Annotated in this window: 17 protein-coding genes; 4 read left to right on the forward strand and 13 right to left on the reverse strand. The window is 59.6% G+C overall.

What is annotated here, in order from left to right; all coding sequences use genetic code 11:
- Positions 1 to 156: 156 nt before the first annotated feature.
- From JMF94_RS09495 to JMF94_RS09505, 3 genes are all read right to left on the reverse strand, one after another.
- On the reverse strand, positions 157 to 1,077 hold the full coding sequence (locus JMF94_RS09495) for a hypothetical protein (protein ID WP_240824864.1): 921 nt from the start codon (positions 1,075 to 1,077) through the stop codon (positions 157 to 159).
- Positions 1,078 to 1,417: 340 nt separating this feature from the next.
- The gene (ppk1, locus tag JMF94_RS09500) at positions 1,418 to 3,622 is read right to left on the reverse strand and encodes a polyphosphate kinase 1 (RefSeq protein WP_240824865.1); all 2,205 of its coding nucleotides are present in this window, start codon (positions 3,620 to 3,622) and stop codon (positions 1,418 to 1,420) included.
- Between the two features lie 213 nt (positions 3,623 to 3,835).
- Complete coding sequence (locus JMF94_RS09505; protein ID WP_240824866.1) at positions 3,836 to 5,926, reverse strand: methyl-accepting chemotaxis protein; 2,091 nt, start codon at positions 5,924 to 5,926, stop codon at positions 3,836 to 3,838.
- Positions 5,927 to 6,262: 336 nt separating this feature from the next.
- On the opposite strand from JMF94_RS09505, the gene JMF94_RS09510 reads away from it, so the two are divergent.
- The 4 genes from JMF94_RS09510 (at position 6,263) to JMF94_RS09525 (ending at position 10,185) form a co-directional block, all read left to right on the forward strand.
- Positions 6,263 to 7,495 carry an Nramp family divalent metal transporter gene (locus tag JMF94_RS09510; RefSeq protein ID WP_240824867.1) on the forward strand — a complete coding sequence of 411 codons (1,233 nt, stop codon included), beginning with the start codon at positions 6,263 to 6,265 and terminating at the stop codon, positions 7,493 to 7,495.
- A gap of 206 nt (positions 7,496 to 7,701) precedes the next feature.
- A complete protein-coding gene (locus JMF94_RS09515; protein WP_240824868.1) occupies positions 7,702 to 8,718 on the forward strand; it encodes an ABC transporter substrate-binding protein in 1,017 nt (338 codons plus the stop codon).
- A complete protein-coding gene (locus tag JMF94_RS09520) occupies positions 8,706 to 9,407 on the forward strand; it encodes a GTP-binding protein (protein WP_240824869.1) in 702 nt (233 codons plus the stop codon). Before JMF94_RS09515 ends, JMF94_RS09520 begins: the two co-directional genes overlap by 13 nt.
- Entirely contained in the window at positions 9,397 to 10,185 is a 789-nt protein-coding gene (locus JMF94_RS09525; protein WP_240824870.1) for an ATP-binding cassette domain-containing protein, read from the forward strand. The genes JMF94_RS09520 and JMF94_RS09525 overlap by 11 nt, the downstream gene beginning before the upstream one ends.
- Before the next feature lie 168 nt (positions 10,186 to 10,353).
- Here the strand turns inward: JMF94_RS09525 and JMF94_RS09530 are convergent, their stop codons facing one another.
- The 10 genes from JMF94_RS09530 to nadA form a co-directional block, all read right to left on the reverse strand.
- Complete coding sequence (locus JMF94_RS09530; protein ID WP_192113350.1) at positions 10,354 to 10,545, reverse strand: hypothetical protein; 192 nt, start codon at positions 10,543 to 10,545, stop codon at positions 10,354 to 10,356.
- A gap of 87 nt (positions 10,546 to 10,632) precedes the next feature.
- The gene (hypE, locus tag JMF94_RS09535; RefSeq protein ID WP_240824871.1) at positions 10,633 to 11,637 is read right to left on the reverse strand and encodes a hydrogenase expression/formation protein HypE; all 1,005 of its coding nucleotides are present in this window, start codon (positions 11,635 to 11,637) and stop codon (positions 10,633 to 10,635) included.
- Complete coding sequence (gene hypD, locus JMF94_RS09540) at positions 11,637 to 12,728, reverse strand: hydrogenase formation protein HypD (protein ID WP_192113352.1); 1,092 nt, start codon at positions 12,726 to 12,728, stop codon at positions 11,637 to 11,639. The genes hypE and hypD overlap by 1 nt, the downstream gene beginning before the upstream one ends.
- Positions 12,729 to 13,074: 346 nt before the next feature.
- The gene (gene argC / locus JMF94_RS09545; protein WP_240824872.1) at positions 13,075 to 14,130 is read right to left on the reverse strand and encodes an N-acetyl-gamma-glutamyl-phosphate reductase; all 1,056 of its coding nucleotides are present in this window, start codon (positions 14,128 to 14,130) and stop codon (positions 13,075 to 13,077) included.
- 94 nt (positions 14,131 to 14,224) lie between these two features.
- A complete protein-coding gene (locus tag JMF94_RS09550; protein ID WP_240824873.1) occupies positions 14,225 to 14,539 on the reverse strand; it encodes a DUF1844 domain-containing protein in 315 nt (104 codons plus the stop codon).
- Between the two features lie 100 nt (positions 14,540 to 14,639).
- Entirely contained in the window at positions 14,640 to 15,824 is a 1,185-nt protein-coding gene (locus tag JMF94_RS09555; protein ID WP_240824874.1) for an alanine--glyoxylate aminotransferase family protein, read from the reverse strand.
- Positions 15,825 to 15,839: 15 nt separating this feature from the next.
- Positions 15,840 to 17,021, reverse strand: a complete 1,182-nt coding sequence (locus tag JMF94_RS09560; RefSeq protein WP_240824875.1) for a class I SAM-dependent rRNA methyltransferase — start codon at positions 17,019 to 17,021, stop codon at positions 15,840 to 15,842.
- Positions 17,022 to 17,024: 3 nt separating this feature from the next.
- The gene (locus JMF94_RS09565; protein ID WP_240824876.1) at positions 17,025 to 18,575 is read right to left on the reverse strand and encodes a hypothetical protein; all 1,551 of its coding nucleotides are present in this window, start codon (positions 18,573 to 18,575) and stop codon (positions 17,025 to 17,027) included.
- 124 nt (positions 18,576 to 18,699) lie between these two features.
- Positions 18,700 to 20,298, reverse strand: a complete 1,599-nt coding sequence (gene nadB / locus JMF94_RS09570; protein ID WP_240824877.1) for an L-aspartate oxidase — start codon at positions 20,296 to 20,298, stop codon at positions 18,700 to 18,702.
- Between the two features lie 10 nt (positions 20,299 to 20,308).
- Positions 20,309 to 21,355 carry a quinolinate synthase NadA gene (gene nadA, locus JMF94_RS09575; RefSeq protein ID WP_240824878.1) on the reverse strand — a complete coding sequence of 349 codons (1,047 nt, stop codon included), beginning with the start codon at positions 21,353 to 21,355 and terminating at the stop codon, positions 20,309 to 20,311.
- Positions 21,356 to 21,374: the final 19 nt, after the last annotated feature.

Below are 21,374 nucleotides of genomic sequence, written 5' to 3' on the forward strand. Positions count from 1 at the left end.
GGGACGGGGGCTGCTGATTTGCGCCGGGGGGAGGCGCAATCCGCAAAGGTTGAAGAAGTATATAGGGCCGTGGGACACGGTGGTCTGCACACACAAAAAATGTGCGGAATCGCACAGCCTAGTGCCTTGAGGCCGTGCCCTGAGATGTGTGTCGGCCTAGTGCGCCAGCCCGGGGCAAGCCCGGTCTTCAAGGCTGTCCGCATTGAGCCACATGTGACGGATAATGCCATCCACAAGGCCTATCTTGGGTATGATGAGCTGCTTTGCACCCGACATGTCAACCACGCCGAGGAATATGTCCAGTGCCGGAACAATAACGTCCGCCCGGTAGGCGTTGAGGCCGTATTTTTCCATGCGGCCTTCCAGCGGCAAGGCCAGCAGATCCTTGTAGAGGGCGCGTAGTTCCGGCGCGCCAACGGGCTTGCCGTCCCGTTTTTCGAGCAGCTTTGAAACTTTGTTGATATTGCCCCCAGAGGCAATGACGCATTCCGGCGCGTAGGTTTCACCCAGCCTGCGCATTTCTGCGGTAAATCGCTCGCGTTCCGCCGGGTTCACCGCATTGGCGAGAATGCGCACCGTGCCGAGCTGAAAGGAAAAAGCCTCTTGCAGCTTGCCATCGCGCAGGGCTACCACCTCTGTGCTGCCGCCGCCCACATCCACATACAGGGCGCTGCTCACATCGGTGTATCGGGCAAGGGCATTGGCGTTAAAAAGAATCTGCGCTTCTTCCAGCCCGCTGATGATATCTATGCGCAGGCCTGTTTTTTCGCGCACAAGATTCATGATGTCCTGCCCGTTGGCGGCATCACGCATGGCGCTGGTGGCGCAGATGCGGTAGTGGTCAACCCCGTAGGCCCGCATGATGTGGGCAACGCCGATCATGGCGTCCACAAAGGCGGCCTGCTTTTGTTCAGAGATGGCCCCGTAAAGGAAAACATCCGTCCCAAGGCGAATGGGAATGCGAAGATAGGCGTTTTTTTTGACTGGCTTGTCGGGGCTCAGCTCTTCAACATTGCTGATGAGAAAGCGTATGGCGTTGGAGCCCACGTCAATGGCGGCAAGCATGCTGGGTTTCACTCTGTCTCCTCTAGAGAGTTTAACACTTGAAATACTCGCTTACGGCAGCTCGCATTTCTCGGCAAGGATTTTCAGAAAAATCCTTGCCGAGCAGTTAACTCACTTCATTCGTAAACTGCTCTTGCGGCAGTGGGTGAAATGCCTGGCGGTAGTACGTCGCGCCCTGAGGCGCGGTTCAGCAAGACTACACCAAGACCGCAGGAATATACACTGGTTTTTAGGGCGAGGGGTGCAGGAAAACCTGCGACTTCAGGGTTTCTTTACATTGGATGCCTGCATGTCGGCGTAGATTTTTTCAGCACCCACGCCAAACAGTCAGGCCCTTGAATGGCAAGCAGCCCTAAGTTTCAGCTAGTGCGCCAGCCGTGTCGTCGCGCGCGGTGGCAGGTGTCGTGCGCGCGGGCTTTCGGTTCTTGGTTGCAGGTGACCGTGACTTTTTGGCCCGGCTTATTTCGGTCTGAGCGGCAGGCGCATCTGTTGCAGGGCGTGCGGCCATGCGGCTGTAATATTCGTGGAGCACCGTCTGCGAGCGGCAGGGGGCCACGGATTCGCCCTTGCTGTATTTGTTGACCCCAGTGCCGTCAAGAATGCGGGCCTTGACGTTGTCCGCCCACTGGATGTCAAAAATATCCCGCAGATTTTGGCGTAGGGCCGGGCAGTGGACAGGGGCCGCCACCTCCAGCCTGCGGTCAAGATTGCGGGGCATCCAGTCGGCGCTTGAGATATAGGCCAGCTCGCTGCCGTTGTTGCAAAAGAGCGCAATGCGCGCATGCTCGAGAAATTTGTCCACAATGCTGATAGCCCGGATGTTTTCGCTCAGATCCTGAACCTGCGGCTTGAGGCAGCAGGCGCTACGCACAATAAGGCGTATTTCCACCCCGGCCTTGCTGGCGCGGTAAAGCAGCCGGATCATGGATTCATCGGTGAGGCTGTTGAGTTTTACGTGGATATAGGCTTTTTTCCCGGCTTTGGCATTGCGTATTTCTCGCTCAATGGCGTTGGTGAAAAAGGCGCGCATGCACTGGGGGGCCGCCACCAGCTCCCGGCACGAAACCGGCTTGTGCGATGCATTGAGAAAATTGAAGATGGTGCGGGCGTCTTCCGCAAATCCGGGATTGGCGGACAGAAGGCCCATGTCGCTATACAGGCGGGCTGTGTCTTCGTTGAAGTTGCCGGTGCCGATATAGACATAACCTGTTTTTTTGCTGCCCTCGACGCGCTCAACAAGAATGACCTTGCTGTGCACCTTGAGGTCTTTGAGGCCGTGGATAACGCGCACCCCGCCCTGATGCAGCATGTCGATGCTTTTGACGTTGCGCTCTTCGTCAAAGCGGGCCATGAGCTCCACGCAGGCCGTAACCCGTTTGCCGTTCTGCGCTGCGTTTATAAGGGCGTTGATGATGCGTGAATGGTCAGCAGTACGGTACAGGGTGATAGAAATATCCGTCACCTTGGGGTCGATGGCCGCCTCGCACAGAAATTCCACCACATGATTGAAAGTATGGTAGGGAAAGTGCAACAGAATATCCTTGCTGCGCACCACCTTGAGAATGCTGGAAAAGGGTTTGATATCCGGATGGGTGAGGGCGGGCATGACGGCGTTTTCCAGATCTGGCCGCACGCGCGGAAAGTTCATGAGGCTGCGCATCATATGGTAGCGCGCGCCGGGGTCAAGCTCGCTTTTCTTGAGGTTGAGCTTTGAGGCCAGCAGAAAAAGCAGGTCTTCGGGCATGGCGCTGTCGTAGATAAGGCGCACGGGGCGGCCCCGCAGGCGGTGCTCCAGCCCTTCTTCCATCTTTTCAATGAGGCTTTTGGACACGTCGTCGTCAAGGCTCAGTTCCGCATCGCGCATTACCTTGAAGGTGTACGCGGAGATGCGGTCGTAGTTGAACATGAAGAAAATATTGTTCAGGCACAGCCTGATGATGTCGTCCACAAAAATGATGTCGTGGCAGCCGGGCGACGAGGGCATTTCCACAAAGCGCGGGCAGGCCGCGTTGACGGGGATGCGCAGCACCGCATAGCGGCATTTGCCCGGCGCTGCGTCCGACTCCATCTTGACGGCATGGTATATCTGGCTGTCTTGCAGAAAGGGCAGCCGGGCGGATTTGTTCAGAATAAGCGGCACCAGCTGCGGATAGACCACATTGCCGAAATAGCCACGGCAAAAGGCATCCTGCCCTTCGCTGAGTTCTGTTTCATCGCGCACGCGTATTCCTTCGTGCTCCATGGCGTCCAGCACTTCCTCGTAGGTTTCGCGAAAGGCCGTTTGCGCGGTGGCGGCCTTGTCGTTAACACGCTGCAAGGCTTCATCCGGCGTCAAGCCGCCCATGAGCAGCGGCTTTATTTTGCTTTTGGAGCGGGTAAGGCGCACAAGGGAAGCCACGCGAACCTTGATGAATTCGTCCTGATTGCTGGAAAAAATACCCAGAAAGCGCAGCCGCTGCATAAGTGGCGTGGAGTGGTCGCGGGCTTCCTGCAATATTCGTTCGTTAAAACTGAGCCAGCTCAGTTCCCTGTTGTTCATAACAGCCGAAGGCTTCATTGTATGCTCCCGTGGCATTGGTAAAACGGCAGGGCAATAACTACCCTCGCTTACGTCTGTTATGTATGATGGATTTGTTACAATTGCGTGGCGCAAGCCCGTATTTGCCCATGCAGCGGGCCATGCTTTGCCGTATTTGTCACGCGCAAATAAAAAGGGCGTCCGCCTGTGCATGGCGGACGCCCCGATGGGTGTTGTAAGGCCTGGGTCGCGTTAGCCGCGCTTCATGTCGGCTACCAGCTTGCTCAGGGTGTTGGCCTGAGTTGCCAGATCCGCCACGGAGCCGGAAGCGGCGTTCATGGCGTGGGCTGTCTGCTCGGAGCGCTCATTGACCTCAAGAATGGACTTGTTGATCTCGTCGCTGCTTGCGGACTGTTCCTCGCTGGCAGTTGCGATGGCGCGCACCTGATCGGCAGTGGAAAGCGCGTTGTTGACGATTTCGCGCAGGGCTTCGCCCGACTTGTTGGCAAACGTTGTGGCGGTTTGCACCTGTTCAAGGGCGTTGTCCATGCTTTGCACGCTCTTGGATGTGCTTTGCTGGATGGCCGCAATGGCGTTGCCCACATCGTTGGTGGAAGCCATGGTCTTTTCCGCCAGTTTACGCACCTCATCGGCCACCACGGCAAAGCCGCGACCGGCCTCGCCAGCACGGGCCGCTTCAATGGCGGCGTTGAGGGCCAGCAGGTTGGTCTGGTCGGCTATGTCTGAAATAACGTTCATGATGCGGCTGATGGCCTGGGCATGCTCGTTGAGCGTACCCATGTCATCCTTGAGCGCCATGGAAACAGAGTGCACGCGGTCAATGCTTTGCAAGGCCTGCTGCACGATTTTTTCGCCGTTTTCGGCATTGGCTCTGGTCTGGTCAGACATGTCTGAAGCGGACGAGGCATTGCTCGCCACTTCGCGCACGGTGGCGTTCATCTGGTTCATGGCTGTGGCAGCATCGCCGAGGCGCAGGGCAGACTCGCTCGAAAGGTGGTTGGCCTGGCCTATGTGGGCTTCAAGCTCGTTGGACGCGGAGGATATGACCTTCACCACTTCTTCCAGTTGCATGGCGGCAGAGAGCATGCCCTCGCGGCGGGCGTTTTCCGCCTCTTTGCGGGCTTCTTCGGCCTGTTCTGTGGCGGCTTTTGCAAGGGCGGTCTGCTGTTCGGCCTCCTCGCCTTTCTGGCGGGCGGTGGTGATCATTTCCTGCAGATTGCTCACCATGTTCAGCAGGGCAGCGTGCAGCTCGGCCAGTTCGCCGTAGAATTGCCGGGCGTCAAGGTTCACGTTGAGATCGCCGGTGGCGACCTTGTCGGCCTCCTTGACAATAAGGCTCAAGGGCCGATTGATGGAGCGCGCTATGACCCAGGCGATCAGCAGCATGATCAGGGCCACGCTGAGGGTAATGATTACGCTGGCGCGTACGGCGGTGTTGGTGGCCGCAAGAATTTCTTCCTCAGACTGGAGCATGAGGATCTTCCAGCCATGCGGCGTGGTGAGCACATTGGCGCGTACTTCGTGCCCGTTTACAACGGCTTGCAGCATGCCGTCCTTGGCGCCAAACAGCTTCACAAGGCCGGGATCCTGTATGTCCTTGCCAATGATTTTGCCCGTCAGATCCTTGTTGCGCGGGTCGCAGAGGATGCGCCCCGTATTTTCGAGCAGCATGAAGTAGCCGGTCTTGCCGAAATTGAGTTCGGCAAAGCGCTGCGACAGGCCGTTGAGCGAAACGTCGATGCCCAGAACGCCCGTAAAGTCGCCCCGCCGCGAAAACATTTTGTGCGTGATGGCTACCACCAGCTCACCGGTGATGGAAAGGTAGCTGTCGGCCAAGCCGACCTTTTGCGACGAAGCCGCGCGCTGCGTGTACCAGGGCCGCTTGCTGGTATTGTAGCCAGCGGGTACCTTGGTATTGTCGGCAGAGGTCGCGTAGCTGCCGTCAGTGTAGCCTGCGTAGGCTTCCACGTAATCTTCTGAGCCTTCGTCAAGCCGCACCAGCGGCTGAACGGTTTTGAAGGCATCTACCGAAAGATCGGCCCGAAGAAAAACGTCCGCTTCTTTATTGTTGGAGAAGTTGGGGAAAAGACCCACAGCTTCAGCAATGTAAGGTTCCTGCGCCAGAAGGGCGACGTCGCGTTCCGCCCCGCTGATGAATGTTTCCACATAGTTGTTCATGAGGCGCAACTGGGTTGAGGAATTGGAAGTATAGCTTTCCTCGGCATTGTTGCGCATGGTCATGATCATAAAGGGCAGGGTGCCTGCTGCCATCACAATAATTGTAAAAAGGAATCCAAGAATAACGCGCAGTCTGATAGTCATAGCAAGGCTCCTGCTCAATCTGAAGTGGACATGCGTCCAGCCTGGCGGATCTGACGCTAATAAAACTATCGGTTTGTTTTTCAGAAGCTTAATATCTGAAATGCAAATGTAACATGAAAAAAACGATGGGGGGCAAGGGACACATACGTATTATCCCCCGTGCGCGCAAGAGGGGCAGGCCGTACTTGCCTGCTGCCCATGAGTGCGTATACCGTCAGGTTGCAATATGGCTGCATCCGGTGTTGCTGCGCGGTCAGTCTGCGCACCGCCGGTTAATCAAAATTAAAGATCGGGAAGGTTTGCATGTGTGCAACAAGCTTTTGGAGCAAGTGCAATGTGTCAGGCATTGCCCACAAGGGCGAAGAGTTCCTTAAATTTGTAGGGCCGGGGCTGCTGGTGACAGTTGGATTTATCGACCCTGGCAACTGGGCCGCCAATCTGGCTGCCGGGGCGGAATACGGTTATTCCCTGCTGTGGATGGTGAGCCTTTCCACCTTTATGCTCATTGTATTGCAGCACAATGCGGCCCACCTGGGTATTGTGACGGGCAAATGCATGGCCGAGGCCATAACGGAGTATTTTCCCTGCACCCTTGGTCGGCTTGTGCTGTTCAGTGCCTTTGGCGCTTCGGTCATGACCAGCATGGCTGAAATCCTCGGCGGTGCCATTGCCCTGCGCATGCTCTTTTCCATCCCCCTGCCCATTGGCGCAACTCTCACGGCCCTTCTGGCTGGCGGACTTTTGCTGTTCAATTCGTACAATAAAGTTGAAAAGTGGATCATCGGTTTTGTGTCGCTGATCGGCATCGCCTTTCTGTATGAATTGTGGCTGGTGCCTGCCGGATGGCTCCCCCAGGCTGCTGTGGGCTGGGTGATGCCAGCCTTTCCCGAAGGTTCCATGCTGGTGATCATGAGCGTTCTTGGCGCGGTGGTCATGCCGCACAATCTTTTTTTGCATTCCGAAATTATTCAGAGCCGTCAGTGGAATCTTGAGGGCGATGCCTTTATCAAAAAAAGGCTCGACTATGAATTTTTTGACACGCTCTTTGCCATGCTGGTGGGTTGGGCCATCAACAGCGCCATGATCATTCTGGCTGCTGCGGTGTTCTGGACCGCGGGGGAGCATGTGACGGAACTTGAACAGGCCCGCGACCTGCTCAAACCCCTGCTGGGCGACAGCGCCTCCGTGATTTTTGCCGTGGCCCTGCTGTTTGCCGGGGTGGCCTCGTCCGTCACATCGGGCATGGCGGGCGGCATCATGACATCGGGCATGGCGGGCGAACCCTACAATACCAAGGACAAGCACAGCGTCATGGGCATTGTTGGCTCGCTGGGCTGCGGCCTTGTGCTCATCTGGCTGACCAGCGACCCCTTCAAGGGCTTGCTGCTTTCGCAGATGGCTCTTTCGGTACAGTTGCCCATCACCATGGTTTCGCTGGTGGCGCTGACATCGTCCCCCAAGGTCATGGGCAAATACGCCAACGGCAAGGGCACAAAACTGCTGCTCTACACGCTCACGGGCATCGTGACCGTGCTGAACATCATGCTGCTCTTCAGCGCGCTGGATTAGCGGCATTTCTGAACCAGCCCAAGCATGTACCTGTCAGCGGACACAATATTGTATTGCCGTGTGGCTATAGTACAATATTGTCTGGATCGTGGATGAAGGTGAAAGGTAAATTGACTTACATATCGGCATGTTGAACGGAATCTTTCATCGGCATGTTCCTTGCTGTACCCAGAGCGGTTCCCAAACTTTTTGCGGAAAGAGGCACCATGAAAAGGCTTGAACATCTCATGCAGGCATTGCAGCAGCAGGATGATACCCCCGTCATGGGCAAAACAGACCTGCTGCTCTATGCCCCCTGCCCGGTAAAGCTTGTGGTCAAGGAGCGCATAGAGGCCATTGCCGCTGCGGCAAATCCTTCCCTGACGGCGCATATACCTATGGGCTGCACGTCGGTTGATCCTTATGACCCGCTGTATATGGAATCAGACGTGAACAAGCTGCCCGCCGTTATCGCGTCCATTGGCTACGGCGACTTCTGGCGCGGCGAATTTGTGCGGCGTTTTGTCAACACGGGCGTATTTGAAAGCGTACAGCCCCGCGTACTGAATCCCCTGTATGCCGATGCCGGGCTGATTGACCCTGCCGGGGCCTATACCATCTATGGCGTGACCCCGTATATTTTTCTGGTAGACCACAAAAAGCTGGACGGCCTGCCAGCGCCGAAAAACTGGGCAGACCTCATGAACCCACGTTATCGCGGGCAGATTGTCATGTGCGGCGATGGCGACGACATGGCCGATGCCGTGCTGCTCAACCAGTACAAGGATTTTGGCGAACCGGGCGTCACCGGGCTTGCCGCCAACATTAAAAGCTTCATGCACTCCTCGCGCATGGCAAAGGTCTGCGGCACAGCCGCGCCGGATGCCGGGGGCATCTTTATCATCCCCCTGTTTTTTGCCGAGAGCACCAAGCTTCCGGAACACGTGGAAATTGTCTGGCCTGAGGACGGCGCAGCCGCAAGCCCCCTCTACCTGCTGGCAAAAAAGTCTGAAAAAGCCCGTCTGGCCCCGGTGCTGGATTTCTTTGCCAATGGCTTTGGCGGCATAGACAGCGCCGCATGGTTCATCCCTGTGGACGGTTCGCGCCCTTCGCAGTTGCCCGCAGGGGCCAAGCTCAAATGGGTGGGCTGGGATTTTGTGGAAAGCAACGATGTGAACAGTCTGCGCGATATTCTGGCCCTGAAGTTCCGGCGTTTGCAGGCGGGCACGGCATGCGTCTCATAACCGTGGCGGGGCCGCCCGCGTGCGGTAAAACCTCGCTGGTGGTAAGGGCTGGCGCGGCCTTGAAGGCGCGGGGCGCGACCTGCGCCGTCATCAAGTTTGACTGCCTGCAAACCCGCGACGACGAACTCTACGCGGCGGCGGATATTCCCGTTTCCGTGGCACTTTCCGGCGGGCTGTGCCCCGACCATTTTTTTGCCACCAATCTGGAAGAAGCCTTTGCCTGGGCTGGAGAAACCGGGGCCAACATCTGCATTATCGAAACTGCTGGCCTGTGCAACCGTTGCTCGCCACATCTGCGCGGAGCCTTGGCCCTGTGCGTCATCGACAACCTCATGGGCATTGACGCGCCGGAAAAAATTGGGCCAATGCTGCGGCTGGCAGATGTGGTGGCCGTGACCAAGGGGGATCTGGTTTCGCAGGCAGAGCGCGAGGTCTACCGCTACCGCATCCGGCAGATGAACCAGCGGGCGGTTATCCGCCACGTGAACGGCCTGACAGGGCAGGGTTGCGCGGAGCTTGCCGCCATCATGGCCATCGCGCCGGACATTGCCTCCGTTACCGACATGCGGCTGCGCTTCGCCATGCCCGCAGCCATCTGCTCCTATTGCCTGAGCGAAATGCGCATTGGCGCGCGCTACCAAAAGGGCAACGTCAAAAAGGCGGAATTTGGAGAGGGCCATGGAGCGTGAAAATATGGAGCTGTCCCTGCGCAGTCTGAGCCTGACCCCAGGCCGCGACAAGGCAGGCCAGCCGGAAAAGACGCAGATTCACTTCCGCCCCGGTGAAATCACGGCCCTGTTGGGGCCAACGGGCGCTGGCAAGAGCCGCTTTTTGAGCGATATTGAGTCGCTGGCCGCAGGCGATACCCCAACTGGCCGCACCGTATTGCTCAACGGCGCGGAACCCGATGAAGATACGCGCTTTGACCTACAGGGGCGGCTGGTGGCCCAGCTGACCCAGAACATGAATTTTGTGCTGGACATGGGCGTGCTAGATTTTTTGCGCACCCACGCGCTAAGCCGCGAGGTGCCAGACCCTGAAGCCGCTGCGGCCAGGGTTTTTGCCGCCGCCAATGAACTGGCTGGCGAATCCTTTGACGGGTGTACGCAGTTGACCCAGCTTTCCGGCGGGCAGTCGCGAGCCCTGATGATTGCGGATACAGCCCTGCTCAGCTGGTCGCCCGTGCTGCTCATTGACGAAATTGAAAATGCCGGAGTGGACAAGCGCAAGGCCCTTGATCTGCTGCTGGCCTCGGATAAGATTATTGTCATGGCAACGCACGATCCCGTGCTGGCTTTGGCGGCAGACAGGCGACTGGTGTTCGAGCAGGGGGCCGTGGCATCGGTGCTGGCGCGTACCCCGGCGGAGGATGTCCTTCTGGCTCGGCTGGAAGAGATGGAGCGGCAGTGGTCTGAGGTGCGCGAGGCTCTGCGCAAAGGGGCGGACATGTCCCCCTGGGTTCTTTAGCTGGTATTTTTTGCGGGGGGAAACGCCCCGTACCAATAGTCATATGCTTTACTTGCAGTTTTAACAGGCTCTGTCTGAAGCAGGGCAAGAGCAGAATGTGCAATATGTCAAAGGCAGAGGCCGCCCCAAGGGACGGCCTCTGCCTTTGTATATCTTGTGAAACGAACGTTATTTTTTTTCAAACATCTCGATCTGGGCAACCACCATGCGGCTGAACACGGCGGCAATGCTCTCTGCATCCACAGTGGCGGAGCCGGAACCGGCAAAGGCTTCGGCCACCTTTTGCGCATTGCTCACCATGGTGGAGAAAATCTGCGGGGTCACATTGGCGTTCATGGCGCGCTGATAGGTGGAATCCATATTTTTTCCTTTCAGGCGGGAGGCTCCCGCATTCAGTTGACACAAAGAGAACAGTTCCAGGGGGCAAAAGAACCGTAGTGGCATGCCCTAACAGATGCGGGGCAACTGCGCGCCCTCCAGCATACCCAGCAGGCGGCGGCCCCCTATGAGGGTTTGCAGCGCCACCTGCGCCTTGCCTTCCGTTACCGTGCCGATGCGGGCCGCTTCCTTGCCGTAGGGCGAGCGGCGCATGGCCTCAAGGGCTGCTTCTGCGCTGCTTTCGGGCACAATGCAGATGCACTTGCCTTCGTTGGCAAGGTACAGAGGATCCATGCCGAGGAAGGAACAGCCGTTGCGCACGGCTTCGTGAACGGGAACGCTGGCCTCGTCAAGCAGGATGGACACCTGCGACTGCTCGGCGATTTCGTTGAGCGTGGTGGCAAGCCCGCCGCGAGTGGGGTCGCGCAGCACATGCACCTCGCCCACAGTGTTGATGATGTCTTCAATCATGTGGTTCAGCGGGGCGGAGTCCGAGGCCACGTCCGTAAGGAAGGACAGGCCTTCGCGGCTGCCCATGACCGTGAGACCGTGGTCGCCCATGGCTCCGCTGACCAGTACTACATCGCCGGGTCGGGCATTGTGCCCCGAGGGCGAGGGCGAGGCAAACACCTGCCCGATGCCTGTGGTATTGATGAAAATCTTGTCGCAAGCACCGCGCGGCACAACCTTGGTGTCGCCCGTCACAATGCTCACCCCGGCCTCGCGGGCTGCCGCGCCCATGTCGGCCACAACGCGCTCGAGGGTTTCGAGGGGCAGGCCTTCTTCAAGGATAAATCCGCAGCTCAGGTAGCGGGGCCGCGCGCCCAGCATTGCAACGTCGTTGACGGTGCCGTGCACAGCCAGACTGCCGATGCTGCCGCCTGCGAAAAACAGGGGCGTCACCGTGTAGGAATCGGTACTCATGGCCAGCGGGCCGGAAAGATCGGTCAAAAGCGCTGCATCGTCCATGCGTTCCAGCAGGGGATTGGCAAAATGGCGCATGAAGCACTGGGCAATAAGGCGCTGCGAGGCTCTGCCGCCGCTGCCAGCATCAAGAAGAAGGCACTCGTCCATTATCGCTCCGAATATTTAAAGTAGGCCGCGCAACTGCCCTCGGTGGAAACCATACAGGGGCCAACGGGGTTGGCTGGGGTGCAGCGCTTGCCGAAAAGCGGGCAGTCCGGCGGGGTAATGCGCCCCTTGAGCACATCGCCGCAGCGACAGCCGGGCAGGGGGGGGACATCCGGCAAGGTGAGGTCAAGGCGCTTCATGGCGTCCATGCTCTCATATTCCGGGCGCAGGGCCAGGCCGCTCTGGGGTATGCGGCCTATGCCGCGCCACAGGGCGTCCGCCGGTTGGAAAAACTGTTCCAGCAGGGCGCGGGCGCGGGGGTTGCCCGTGTCGTCCACGGCGCGGGGATAGGCATTGACCACATCGGGCTTGCCGTCGCGCATCTGCTCGGCCATGAGGCAGAGGGCCAGCAGAATGTCGGCGGGCTGGAAGCCGCCCACAATGCCGGGAACATGAAAATCGCGCGCCAGAAAGGCGTAAGGCTCCAGCCCAAGAATGGTGGAAACGTGCCCCGGCAGCAAAAAGGCTTCTACGCCGCACTGGCTGTCTTCAAGCAGGATACGCAGGGCAGGGGGCACAAGCTTGTGCAGGGAGAGCACGCAGAAGTTGTTCAGCCCGCGCTGCTGGGCGGTGAGCAGGGTGGCGGCCACGGTGGGGGCGGTGGTTTCAAAACCAATGCCCAGAAAAACCACTGTATCGCCGGGGTTGGCCGCCGCAAGGGTCAGAGCGTCCAGCGGCGAATAGACAATTTCAACCCGCGCGCCCTGGGCCTGAGCGTGTTTGAGGCTGAGGCCGCCGGGGCCGGGCACGCGCAAAAGGTCGCCAAAAGTGGCTATGATGACGCGGTCACGGCCCGCAAGCTCAAGAAAAGCAGCTACTTCCGCATCGTGCGTGACGCATACGGGGCAGCCGGGGCCGGAAAGGTGCGTTACCGATTTGGGCAGGAGCGAGCGCAGGCCGCTCTGGAAGATGGCAACTGTATGGGTGCCGCACACTTCCATGAAACGCATTGTGCGACCATCAAGGGCGCGGTTAAGGCGATCAAGAAGGCTGTGGCACAGTTGCGGATTCTGAAAGGCGGTTTCCAGTTGCATGGGCATTCCTTTTTTGCGGCCCGCAGGGGATCGGCGGGCAAAACTCTGGCGGCATTCTCCGGGGCAAAGGCTCGGCCATTACTGGCGGTTCCGGCAAGGAGAAAGGCTTTTTACCTGCAACGCATGTGCTGCATCCAGCAGGAATAAAAAGCCTTTCTGCCGAGCCTTGAATGTAAAATGGTTGTGTGTATCAGGTCCATGATATGTTAACAATATGAGAAATTTTGTTCCCTGCCAAGGAAGTAAGCCTTTTTATGGAGAGAGTGTACTGCTTCGGTACTCGACCGGAATAAAAAGGCTTCCTGACGCAGGCAGGGGGCAACAGGGCCATATTGTTAATATATCATTAGGCCAGCGGGGCCAAAGTATTGAGGCCCGTTTCTACCGGCAGCCCGCACATGAGGTTGGCGTTGGCCATGGCCTGACCGGATGCGCCCCTGCACAGGTTGTCGATGGCAGAAACGATGATGAGCCGCCCCGTACGGGGGTCTACCACAAGACCCAGATCGCAGAACATGCTGCCGCGCACAAAACGCGTTTCCGGCAGCGCTCCCTTGGGCAGAATGCGAACCCACGGGCTGTGTTCCCACGTGCGGGTAAAGACCTCGCGCACTTCATCCAGGCTGGTGGCGGGGTTTTTGAGCTTGGTATAGATGGTGGACAAAATGCCCCTGTTGGTGGGCAAGATGTGCGTGTTGAACGAAATCCGCATGTCGTGGCCCGCCAGCAGGCTGAGTTCCTGTTCGATTTCCGGCGTATGCCGGTGCGTGGGCAGGCCGTAGGCGCGGAAATTGTCGGAAATCTCGCAGAACAACGTAGGCACTGCTGCCTTGCGGCCAGCGCCCGTGGCCCCGGATTTGGCGTCCACTACAATGTCATCGGTATGCACGAGGTCATTCTTGATGGCGGCGTACAGGCCCAGTATCACCGAGGTGGGGTAGCAACCTGGGTTGGCGATAAGTTTCGCACCTGCGATTTCAGCCGCATATAGTTCGGGCAGGCCGTACACGGCCTTGTGCAGCAGATCAGTGCATACGTGCTCGCGCTTGTACCATGTGGCATATGTTTCTGGGTCGCGCAGGCGAAAATCCGCCGAGAGGTCAACAACTTTCACCCCGGCGCGCAGCAGCATTTCAGCCATGTCCATGGCTGTGCCTGCGGGCACGGCAAGAAAGACCACATCGCACTGACGGGCGGCTTCCTGCGGGTCAAAAACGCTGATGACCACATCCGCGCCGGGCATGTGGTTCAGAAAAGGATAGAAATCCCCCAGCCGTTTGCCCGATTCTGCCCGCGAACAGGCCATGGCAAGCCGCATGGAAGGATGGCTCACGAGAAGCCGCGTCAGTTCCATGCCCGCGTAGCCGGTAATGCCCACCAGACCCACATTGATTGTCTTCATGCCACCGATCCTTTGGAAACTATGGTCGATAGTAGTGACGGAGCCGCGCCACGCAGACGGCAGATTGCCGCTGGCCGTGCCGCACCGCAGAGCCTTAAGCTTTTTTTGACTGACAGGCGCAGTCCGGGCCGCACTTCATCACGAACTTCATGCGCAGCTCGTAGAGGATGCTCTCCAGCAGCTTTCGCTCCTGTTCTTCCAGTCCATTTTCAGTTTTGGCGCGCAGCATTTCCAGTACATCAATGCTGTGCTTTGCCAGCGGCAGGTTTGTTTCCGTACCGCCGGTTTCGGGATTGGGCACCTCGCCCAGATGCACCAATGCCGATGACGCCAGCGAAATGATAAAGGTCGAAAACGTCACTTCCGGCATGGGGCCATCGGCCTTGCAGCCGCAGTTATTGTCACTCATGGCGACCTCGTGGCACGTAAACGGTTACGGTAACTGCAATTTGCGCCAAATGCCTGCGTCCAACATACAAGCTTTTACCGCCAGCGCAAGGGCTTGCGCCCTAGCTGTGGATCAGCGGCAGCGGCTCGCCTGGTTTGCCCGCCAGGGCCATGCGATAAGCTGCCAGCGCTTCTTCAAGATAGTCACGCGAGCCGCAGTGTCCACCCGCTTCAATGATGCCCCGGTTAAGGGCATGCAGCCCGGCCACCAGATCGGCCCAGTCCACCCAGCCCATATGGCCTATGCGCACCATGCGGCCCTTCATGTGATCCTGACCGCCAGCCATGCACACTCCGTAGTTATCCATGGCGATGCGCAGCACCTCGGCGCCGTCAACGCCCGCAGGCAGCATGACGCTGGTGATGCCCCAGGCAAAGTGGGTTTTGGCGTAAAGCTCAAGGCCCATGGCGGCAACGCCTGCACGGGCCAGCATGGTCAGCGCCCACTGCTTGGCGTAAATGGCTTCAAGACCGTTTTCCAGCAGCATTTCAAGACTTTCGTCCAGGCCGACCACAAGGTTCACCGCAGAGGTGAACAATGTTTGCCCCTGAGCGATCTTGGCTCGTTCCTTGGGCAGGTTGAAATAGAAGCAGCCGGGCGTGACGCTTTCGGCCCTTTTCCATGCGCGGGGCGAGAGCGCCAGCAGCGCAAGGCCGGGGGGCAGCATGAGGCCTTTTTGCGAGCCGGTGACAAGGCAGTCAATACCCCACTGATCCATGGGGCAGGGCGCGAGGCTCACGGCAGAGATGCCGTCCACCAGCAGCAGAGTGTCGGTATCGCGGGTGATGCGCGCCACTGCTTCCACAGGGTGCAGTACGCCGGTGGAGGTTTCGGAGTGCTGGATAAGCACCGCCGCGATGCCCGGATCGGCCTTGAGGGCCGTTGCAACGGCCTGCGGGTCAACGGCTTCGCCCCACGGCACTTCAAGTGTGGTGACTTCAAGCCCGCGCGAAACCGCGATCTCGCGCCAGCGCTGACCAAACTTGCCGCCCTCGACCACCAGTACCCGCTGGCCGGGGGTAAACAGACTGTACACCGCCGCCGTCATGGCGCCTGTGCCGGAACAGGAAAGGGGCAGAACCACATCTGCGGTGCCGAACAGCACGCGCAGGCGCTCCTGAACCCGGCCCATCACGGCCTTGAATTCGCTTTTGCGGTGGTGGATCATGTCTTTGGCAAGCACAAGACGTACGCGCTCCGGCAGAGGCGTGGGGCCAGGGGTGAGCAGGCGGACTTTGTTCAGCATGTCAAATCCTTCTAGTTACGCGCCCACTTGGGCGATAAAGCACTTCAGATAGGCCGTTTCGGGCATGGCGGCGTGGATGGGATGATCCGGCCCCTGGCCCCCGGCAAAAAGAATACGGGCATGCAGTTTGCGCTTGGCGGCGGCCTGCGTCAAGCAAGCGCGCAAAGACTGCGTTTCAAGATGGTGCGAACAGGACGAGGTTGCAAGTATGCCCCCCGGCGCCAGCAGTTGCACGGCCAGATCATTGGCCTGCTTATAGGCCGCCAGGCCAAGGGCCGCGTCCTTGCGGCGCTTGATGAAGGCCGGGGGATCAAGGCTGATGGCCTGAAAGCGGCGGCCCTCGTCGCGCATCTGGCGCAGCAGGTCAAAGGCGTCGCCGCACAGGGTTTGGGCTTCGCAGCCGGGGGCGTTGGCTCGGGCGTTTTCTTCCGCAAAGGCGAGCGCCAGGGCCGAGGCGTCCACAAAGGTGACGGAGCGCGCCCCCGCAGCTGCTGCGGTAACGCCGAACCCGCCAACATAGCTGAAAATATCCAGCACGTCGGCATCCTTGGCATAGCGCGCCAGTTCCGCCCTGTTGGGGCGCTGGTCGTAAAACCAGCCGGTTTTCTGGCCTGTGGCGCAGGGCGCGAAAAAGCGGCAGCCGTTTTCCGGCACTTCCAGCCTTTCGGGCAACAGGCCTTCGCTCTCTTGCTCGCGGGAGAGGTTTTCAAGCCCGCGCGCGGCAAGGTCGTTGGCCCAGAGAATGGACGTGGGGCGCAGCAGCGTGTGCAGGGCAGCTGTGAGCGCCTCACGCCTTTGTTCCATGCCCGCAGTGGTGACCTGTACGGTCAGGTGGTCGCCGTAACGGTCAATGACCAGACCGGGCAAAAAATCGCCCTCGCCGTGGCAAAGCCTGTACCAGGGGCCGGGATAGAGGCGCTGGCGCAGGGCCAGTGCCGATTCCAGCCTTTGGGTCAGCAGGGCTTCGTCCAGTTCCACATCGGGCTTGCGGCTGTGCAGGCGGGCGCAGATAAGCGAAGCCGAGTTGACGCACACGCTGCCAAGGGGCGCGCCGCGCCAGTCGCACAGTGTCGCGGATTCACCGGGGGCAAAGTCGGTGAGCGGGCTTTGTTTTACGTCCACCTCATTGGCGAAAATCCAGAGATGCCCGGCGCGCAGACGCCGATCTTCATTTTTTTTGAGACAGAGTTTGCGCATATGTTACTTTCCCGCTGCTTCGGCGGGGGCGGATTTTTGGGAGGTTTGCGCCGCAAGGGCGTTGATCTGTTCTTCCAGCGTTTTCTGACCGGCGACAGAGGAGCATGTAAACAGCGCGCCGGGGTCGTTCAGAGCAGCCAGTATTTGCAGAATACCTATACGCTGGCCCTTGGCGCTGGCGGCTTCAAGCTGACCGGGGCGTTGCACAAAGGTCAGCAGGGCCTGACGTATGGCGTTGTTCTGCTGGGTGGGGGCAAGATCCAGCCCCTTGTCCAGAGTCTGGTGCAGCGCCGTGGCCGCCGCGCGCCCGTCGTGGGAAAGATTGAGCCCAACCCAGGCCAGCGCGCCGTGATCCTTCACGGCGAGGTGCAGATCGCTGAAGCTTTGCATCAGCAGGGCCTGTTCGCTGGTGCTGATGATTCCGGCATCGTACAGGGTGAACGAGCAGTCCACGTCCGCGAGGCCTTCGGCCTTGATGGACATTGTTTTTTTGTGCGAAGCGGTGCTCAGACCAAGGCTTTCAAAGGTCATGCTGGCCTTGAGCGCCGGCATGGCAAGGCCGGAAGCATCCTCAAGCAGGCTTTTGGAGGCCGCAAGGTCGCGGATAAAGCTGGTTGTGTGGCGCGGCGAGTTGGAAAGCCAGTCAAAACCCACGCTGCCAACAGTCACGCTGCCGTTTTCCACAGCAAAGGTCATGCCCGAGGCGCGCACCTGCCGCACAAGGGGCGGGTCAGCAGCCAGAATTTCTTCCACAACCGGGCCAAGGGCCTTAACTGCTGCGTCCATGTCGTTTTCGCTCATGGCGGCTGCGTCCATAAGGCGGTGCAGCAGGCCCAGCTCCGGCAGGGTGAGGCCGTTGGCTTCAAAGCTCGCCATACGCATGCTCTCGTGCCCATCAAGGCGGCTCTGCATGTCTTCAATGCGCATATGCTCGACTGATGCGCCGTCCCATCCCTTGATCAGCGATTCTTTAATGGTCAGCTGGGCCAGACCTTCCTTGCCGGGAAGGCTGACGCTCAGAAAAAAGCTGTGCGCCTTGTCTGCGCCCATGAGGTAGGTGGCGGCCAGCGCGTCAATGGGTGCTCCGTCAAGAAAACGCCCCACCAGTTCACTCTGACTGCGCAGTTCGTCAATTTCTTCGCGCTGCACCGAGCCTCGGGCCTCGGGCGTGCGCAGGGCCAGATTGCGCAGCACGATGTTTTCGGCCACGGGCATCATGCCCACATCCTTCAGCACCATGGGCCGCAAAGGGGTGTAGGCCAGCAGCATGCGCATGGGAATGCGGAGCGAAACCTCCGCCACTTCATACGCAAGTGGCCCCTGGGGAGTTTCGCCGCGCAGGCGCAGGCCGTACAGGGTCAGGGTGCGCGACAAGGGCGAAAATTCCACCCTGTCCACTGCGGCCTGCGTGGATATGCCGTCGCCGGAGATCCCGATGCTCTGGATGCCCCTCTGCACCTGCCCCTCCACCAGAGGGCTCAGGCCGAAAAACAGACCCAGAAAACCCGCCGCGATCAGAATAACCACGGCGGCTGGCAAATATGCTTTTTTCATTCAGGTTTCTCCAGCTTCAAAACTTCAGCGGCAAAATTTCAAGTGCGGGCTTGCGCCGCGCACCGCAGGTATTCAGCCGATTTTGCTAAAATGTGTTCGGCAAGGGCCGTGGCCCACATGCACTTTAATCCACCCGGTGGTGGCAGCCAATACTTACCTTGTTGCGCAACGCGGCCTGCGTGATGATGTACGAGGTCTGCGAGCCGTGGAAAAGATCCACCAGCCGCCGCGATATACGCGTGCGCTTGTAAAAGTCGTGGATATGCCGCACAAGGTCGCGCATGTCTTCAAAGGCGCGGCGCAGGCGCGCCTCTGTCCGGGCAATGCCCACGTAATTCCACATGGTATTGCGGATGTTTGCCCAGTCCTGAGCCACAAGGGCCGGGTCGTCCCTGCGCTCATCGCCTTCGTGTTTCCAGTCTGGGATGGCGGCGGCAAGGGCCTTGGGCAGGCCGCTTTCGGCCACCACGCGGTGGGACAGATCCTTGCCGCTGCTCACGCCCCATACCAATGCCTCAAGCAGGGAGGTGCTGGCAAGACGGTTGGCCCCGTGCAGGCCGGTGCAGGCGCATTCTCCGATGGCGTATAGCCCGTGCAGCGAGGTGCGTCCATGCACATCGGTGAGTACGCCGCCGCAGAAATAGTGGGCCGCAGGCACCACGGGGATGGGCTCCTTGAGAATGTCGATGCCGGCCTCGCGGCATTTTTCGTATACGGTAGGAAAGCGCGTGGGCACGTCCTGCTCCACGCCGCTCACATCCAGATACAGGCAGGGCGCGCCGGTGTGCAGCATTTCGTCCATCATGGCCTGGGCCACCACGTCACGCGGGGCCAGGTCGCCCCTGGGGTCGTGGTCGAGCATGAAGGCGCGGCCCTTGCTGTCAAGCAGGCGCGCGCCCTCGCCGCGCATGGCCTCGGTAATGAGCGAGCGGCGGTTGCTGCGTTCTTCGTACAGCGCGGTTGGGTGGAACTGCATGAACTCGAGGTTGGCAAGATCAACGCCAGCGCGAAAGGCCATGGACATACCCGTGCCCACGCAGCCGGGCGCGTTGGTGGAGTGCAGGAAGACCTGCCCCACGCCGCCGGTGGCAAGCACAGTCCAGTCCGCGAGGATGGTTTCCGTTTCGCCGGTTTCTTCATTGAGCACGTACGCGCCAAGGCAGCGGTTGCGCACCTCGTAGCGGTACTGCGAGGCCTTGGCGTGGTGGTGGCTGGTCAGAAGGTCGATGGCGGCGCGGCGGTGCAGCCGTGTGATGCGCGGATGCGCCAGCACCTGGGCGGTGAGGCCCTCCATGATGGCCCTGCCCGAAAAGTCGGCGCAGTGCAGAATACGCTGGGTGGAATGCCCGCCCTCGCGCGTGAGGTTGAACGTGCCGTCCTCGTTGCGGTCAAAGGGCACCTGGGCGCGCTTGATGAGCACCTCATCCACGCACTGCGGGCCTTGCGCGCACAGAAAACTGACGGCCTTGTTGTAATTATAATTGTGCCCTGCAACCAGAATGTCCTTTTCCAGAGCTGGCGCGTCCGAGGGATGTTCTGGCGTGGGATTTGCCTGATAGATGATGCCGCCCTGGGCAAGTTCGGAGTTGCCGTCAGCCAGCCTGTCTCCGGCGTTGAGCAGGAGAACGTCGCAGCCAGAGTCGGCAAGGGTAAGTGCAGCGGTACATCCGGCAACGCCCGAGCCGATGATCAGCACGGGCACATGACGGCGAATAGAATTCACGGCGCAAACCTCAGTTACCGCAAGCTTCAAGCATGCGGGTTAGGGAGAGACGGGCGGGGGGGCAGAGGTTCTCCTCAATGTGCAGAGGCGAAGCTGCTCCGGCGGCTACGCTTTGCAGCGTGGCCAGAAGCTTCTTTTCCGTAACCTTGGCCATGTTGCCGCAAATGGCATGGCCCAGCGGCAGGATGCGGCATTGGCCCGCATGGCGTTCAGCCAGACGGTACACAAGGTTGTTCTCCGTGCCGACAATCAGGGTCGTGCCCGGTTCTTCGGCGGCTACGCGGGCCGCCTCCTTGATGAGATATGACGTGGAGCCTGCGCCATCGCAGGCTTCAATGACTTCCTGCCTGCATTCGGGGTGGGCGATGACGCGGCAGCCGGGGTATTCGGCGCGGATGGCCTCCACATCATCGGGTTCAAAACGCGCGTGGATGGCGCAACAGCCGGGCCAGAGCAGCAGCTTGCGGTCAAGGGGCTGGGTTTCTGGCTGTACCAGCCCCGCAGCGCCCACGCGCAGCACATGGCGTTCGTCCTGGCTGATGCCCAGAGTTTCGGCGGTATTGTTGCCCAAATGCCTGTCGGGCAGAAAGAGCACGCCATCGCCCTGATCCAGCGCCCAGCGCAGCATGATCCTGGCATTGGCAGATGTGCAGACCGCGCCGCCAAATTCGCCCACCACGGCCTTAAGGGCCAGATCTGTGTTGACATAAGCCAGCGGAATGATCTTGCGGCCTGTGGCTGCGAGCTGCTCCAGCACCTTGCGGGCCAGGGGGGCCGGGGTCATGCGCGACATGAGGCAGTCTGCGTCCAGACTGGGCAGATGCACGCCCTGGCCGGGCTTTGCCAGCAGGGCGGCGGATTCACCCATAAAATAGACGCCGCAAAAAACAATGTGGGCCGCGTCAATGCCGGGAACGCGGCGGGCCAGCTCCAGCGAATCGCCGGTGATGTCGCAGTGGCGCACCACGTTGTCGTTCTGGTAGTGGTGCCCCATTATACACAGATTCGCGCCAAGCTGTTTTTTCAGGGATGCGATTGCAGCGCTTGTGTCTTGCATGTCAGGTTCCTCAGCAGGC

This window comes from Desulfovibrio sp. UIB00 (assembly GCF_022508225.1).
GTDB lineage: Bacteria > Desulfobacterota > Desulfovibrionia > Desulfovibrionales > Desulfovibrionaceae > Desulfovibrio.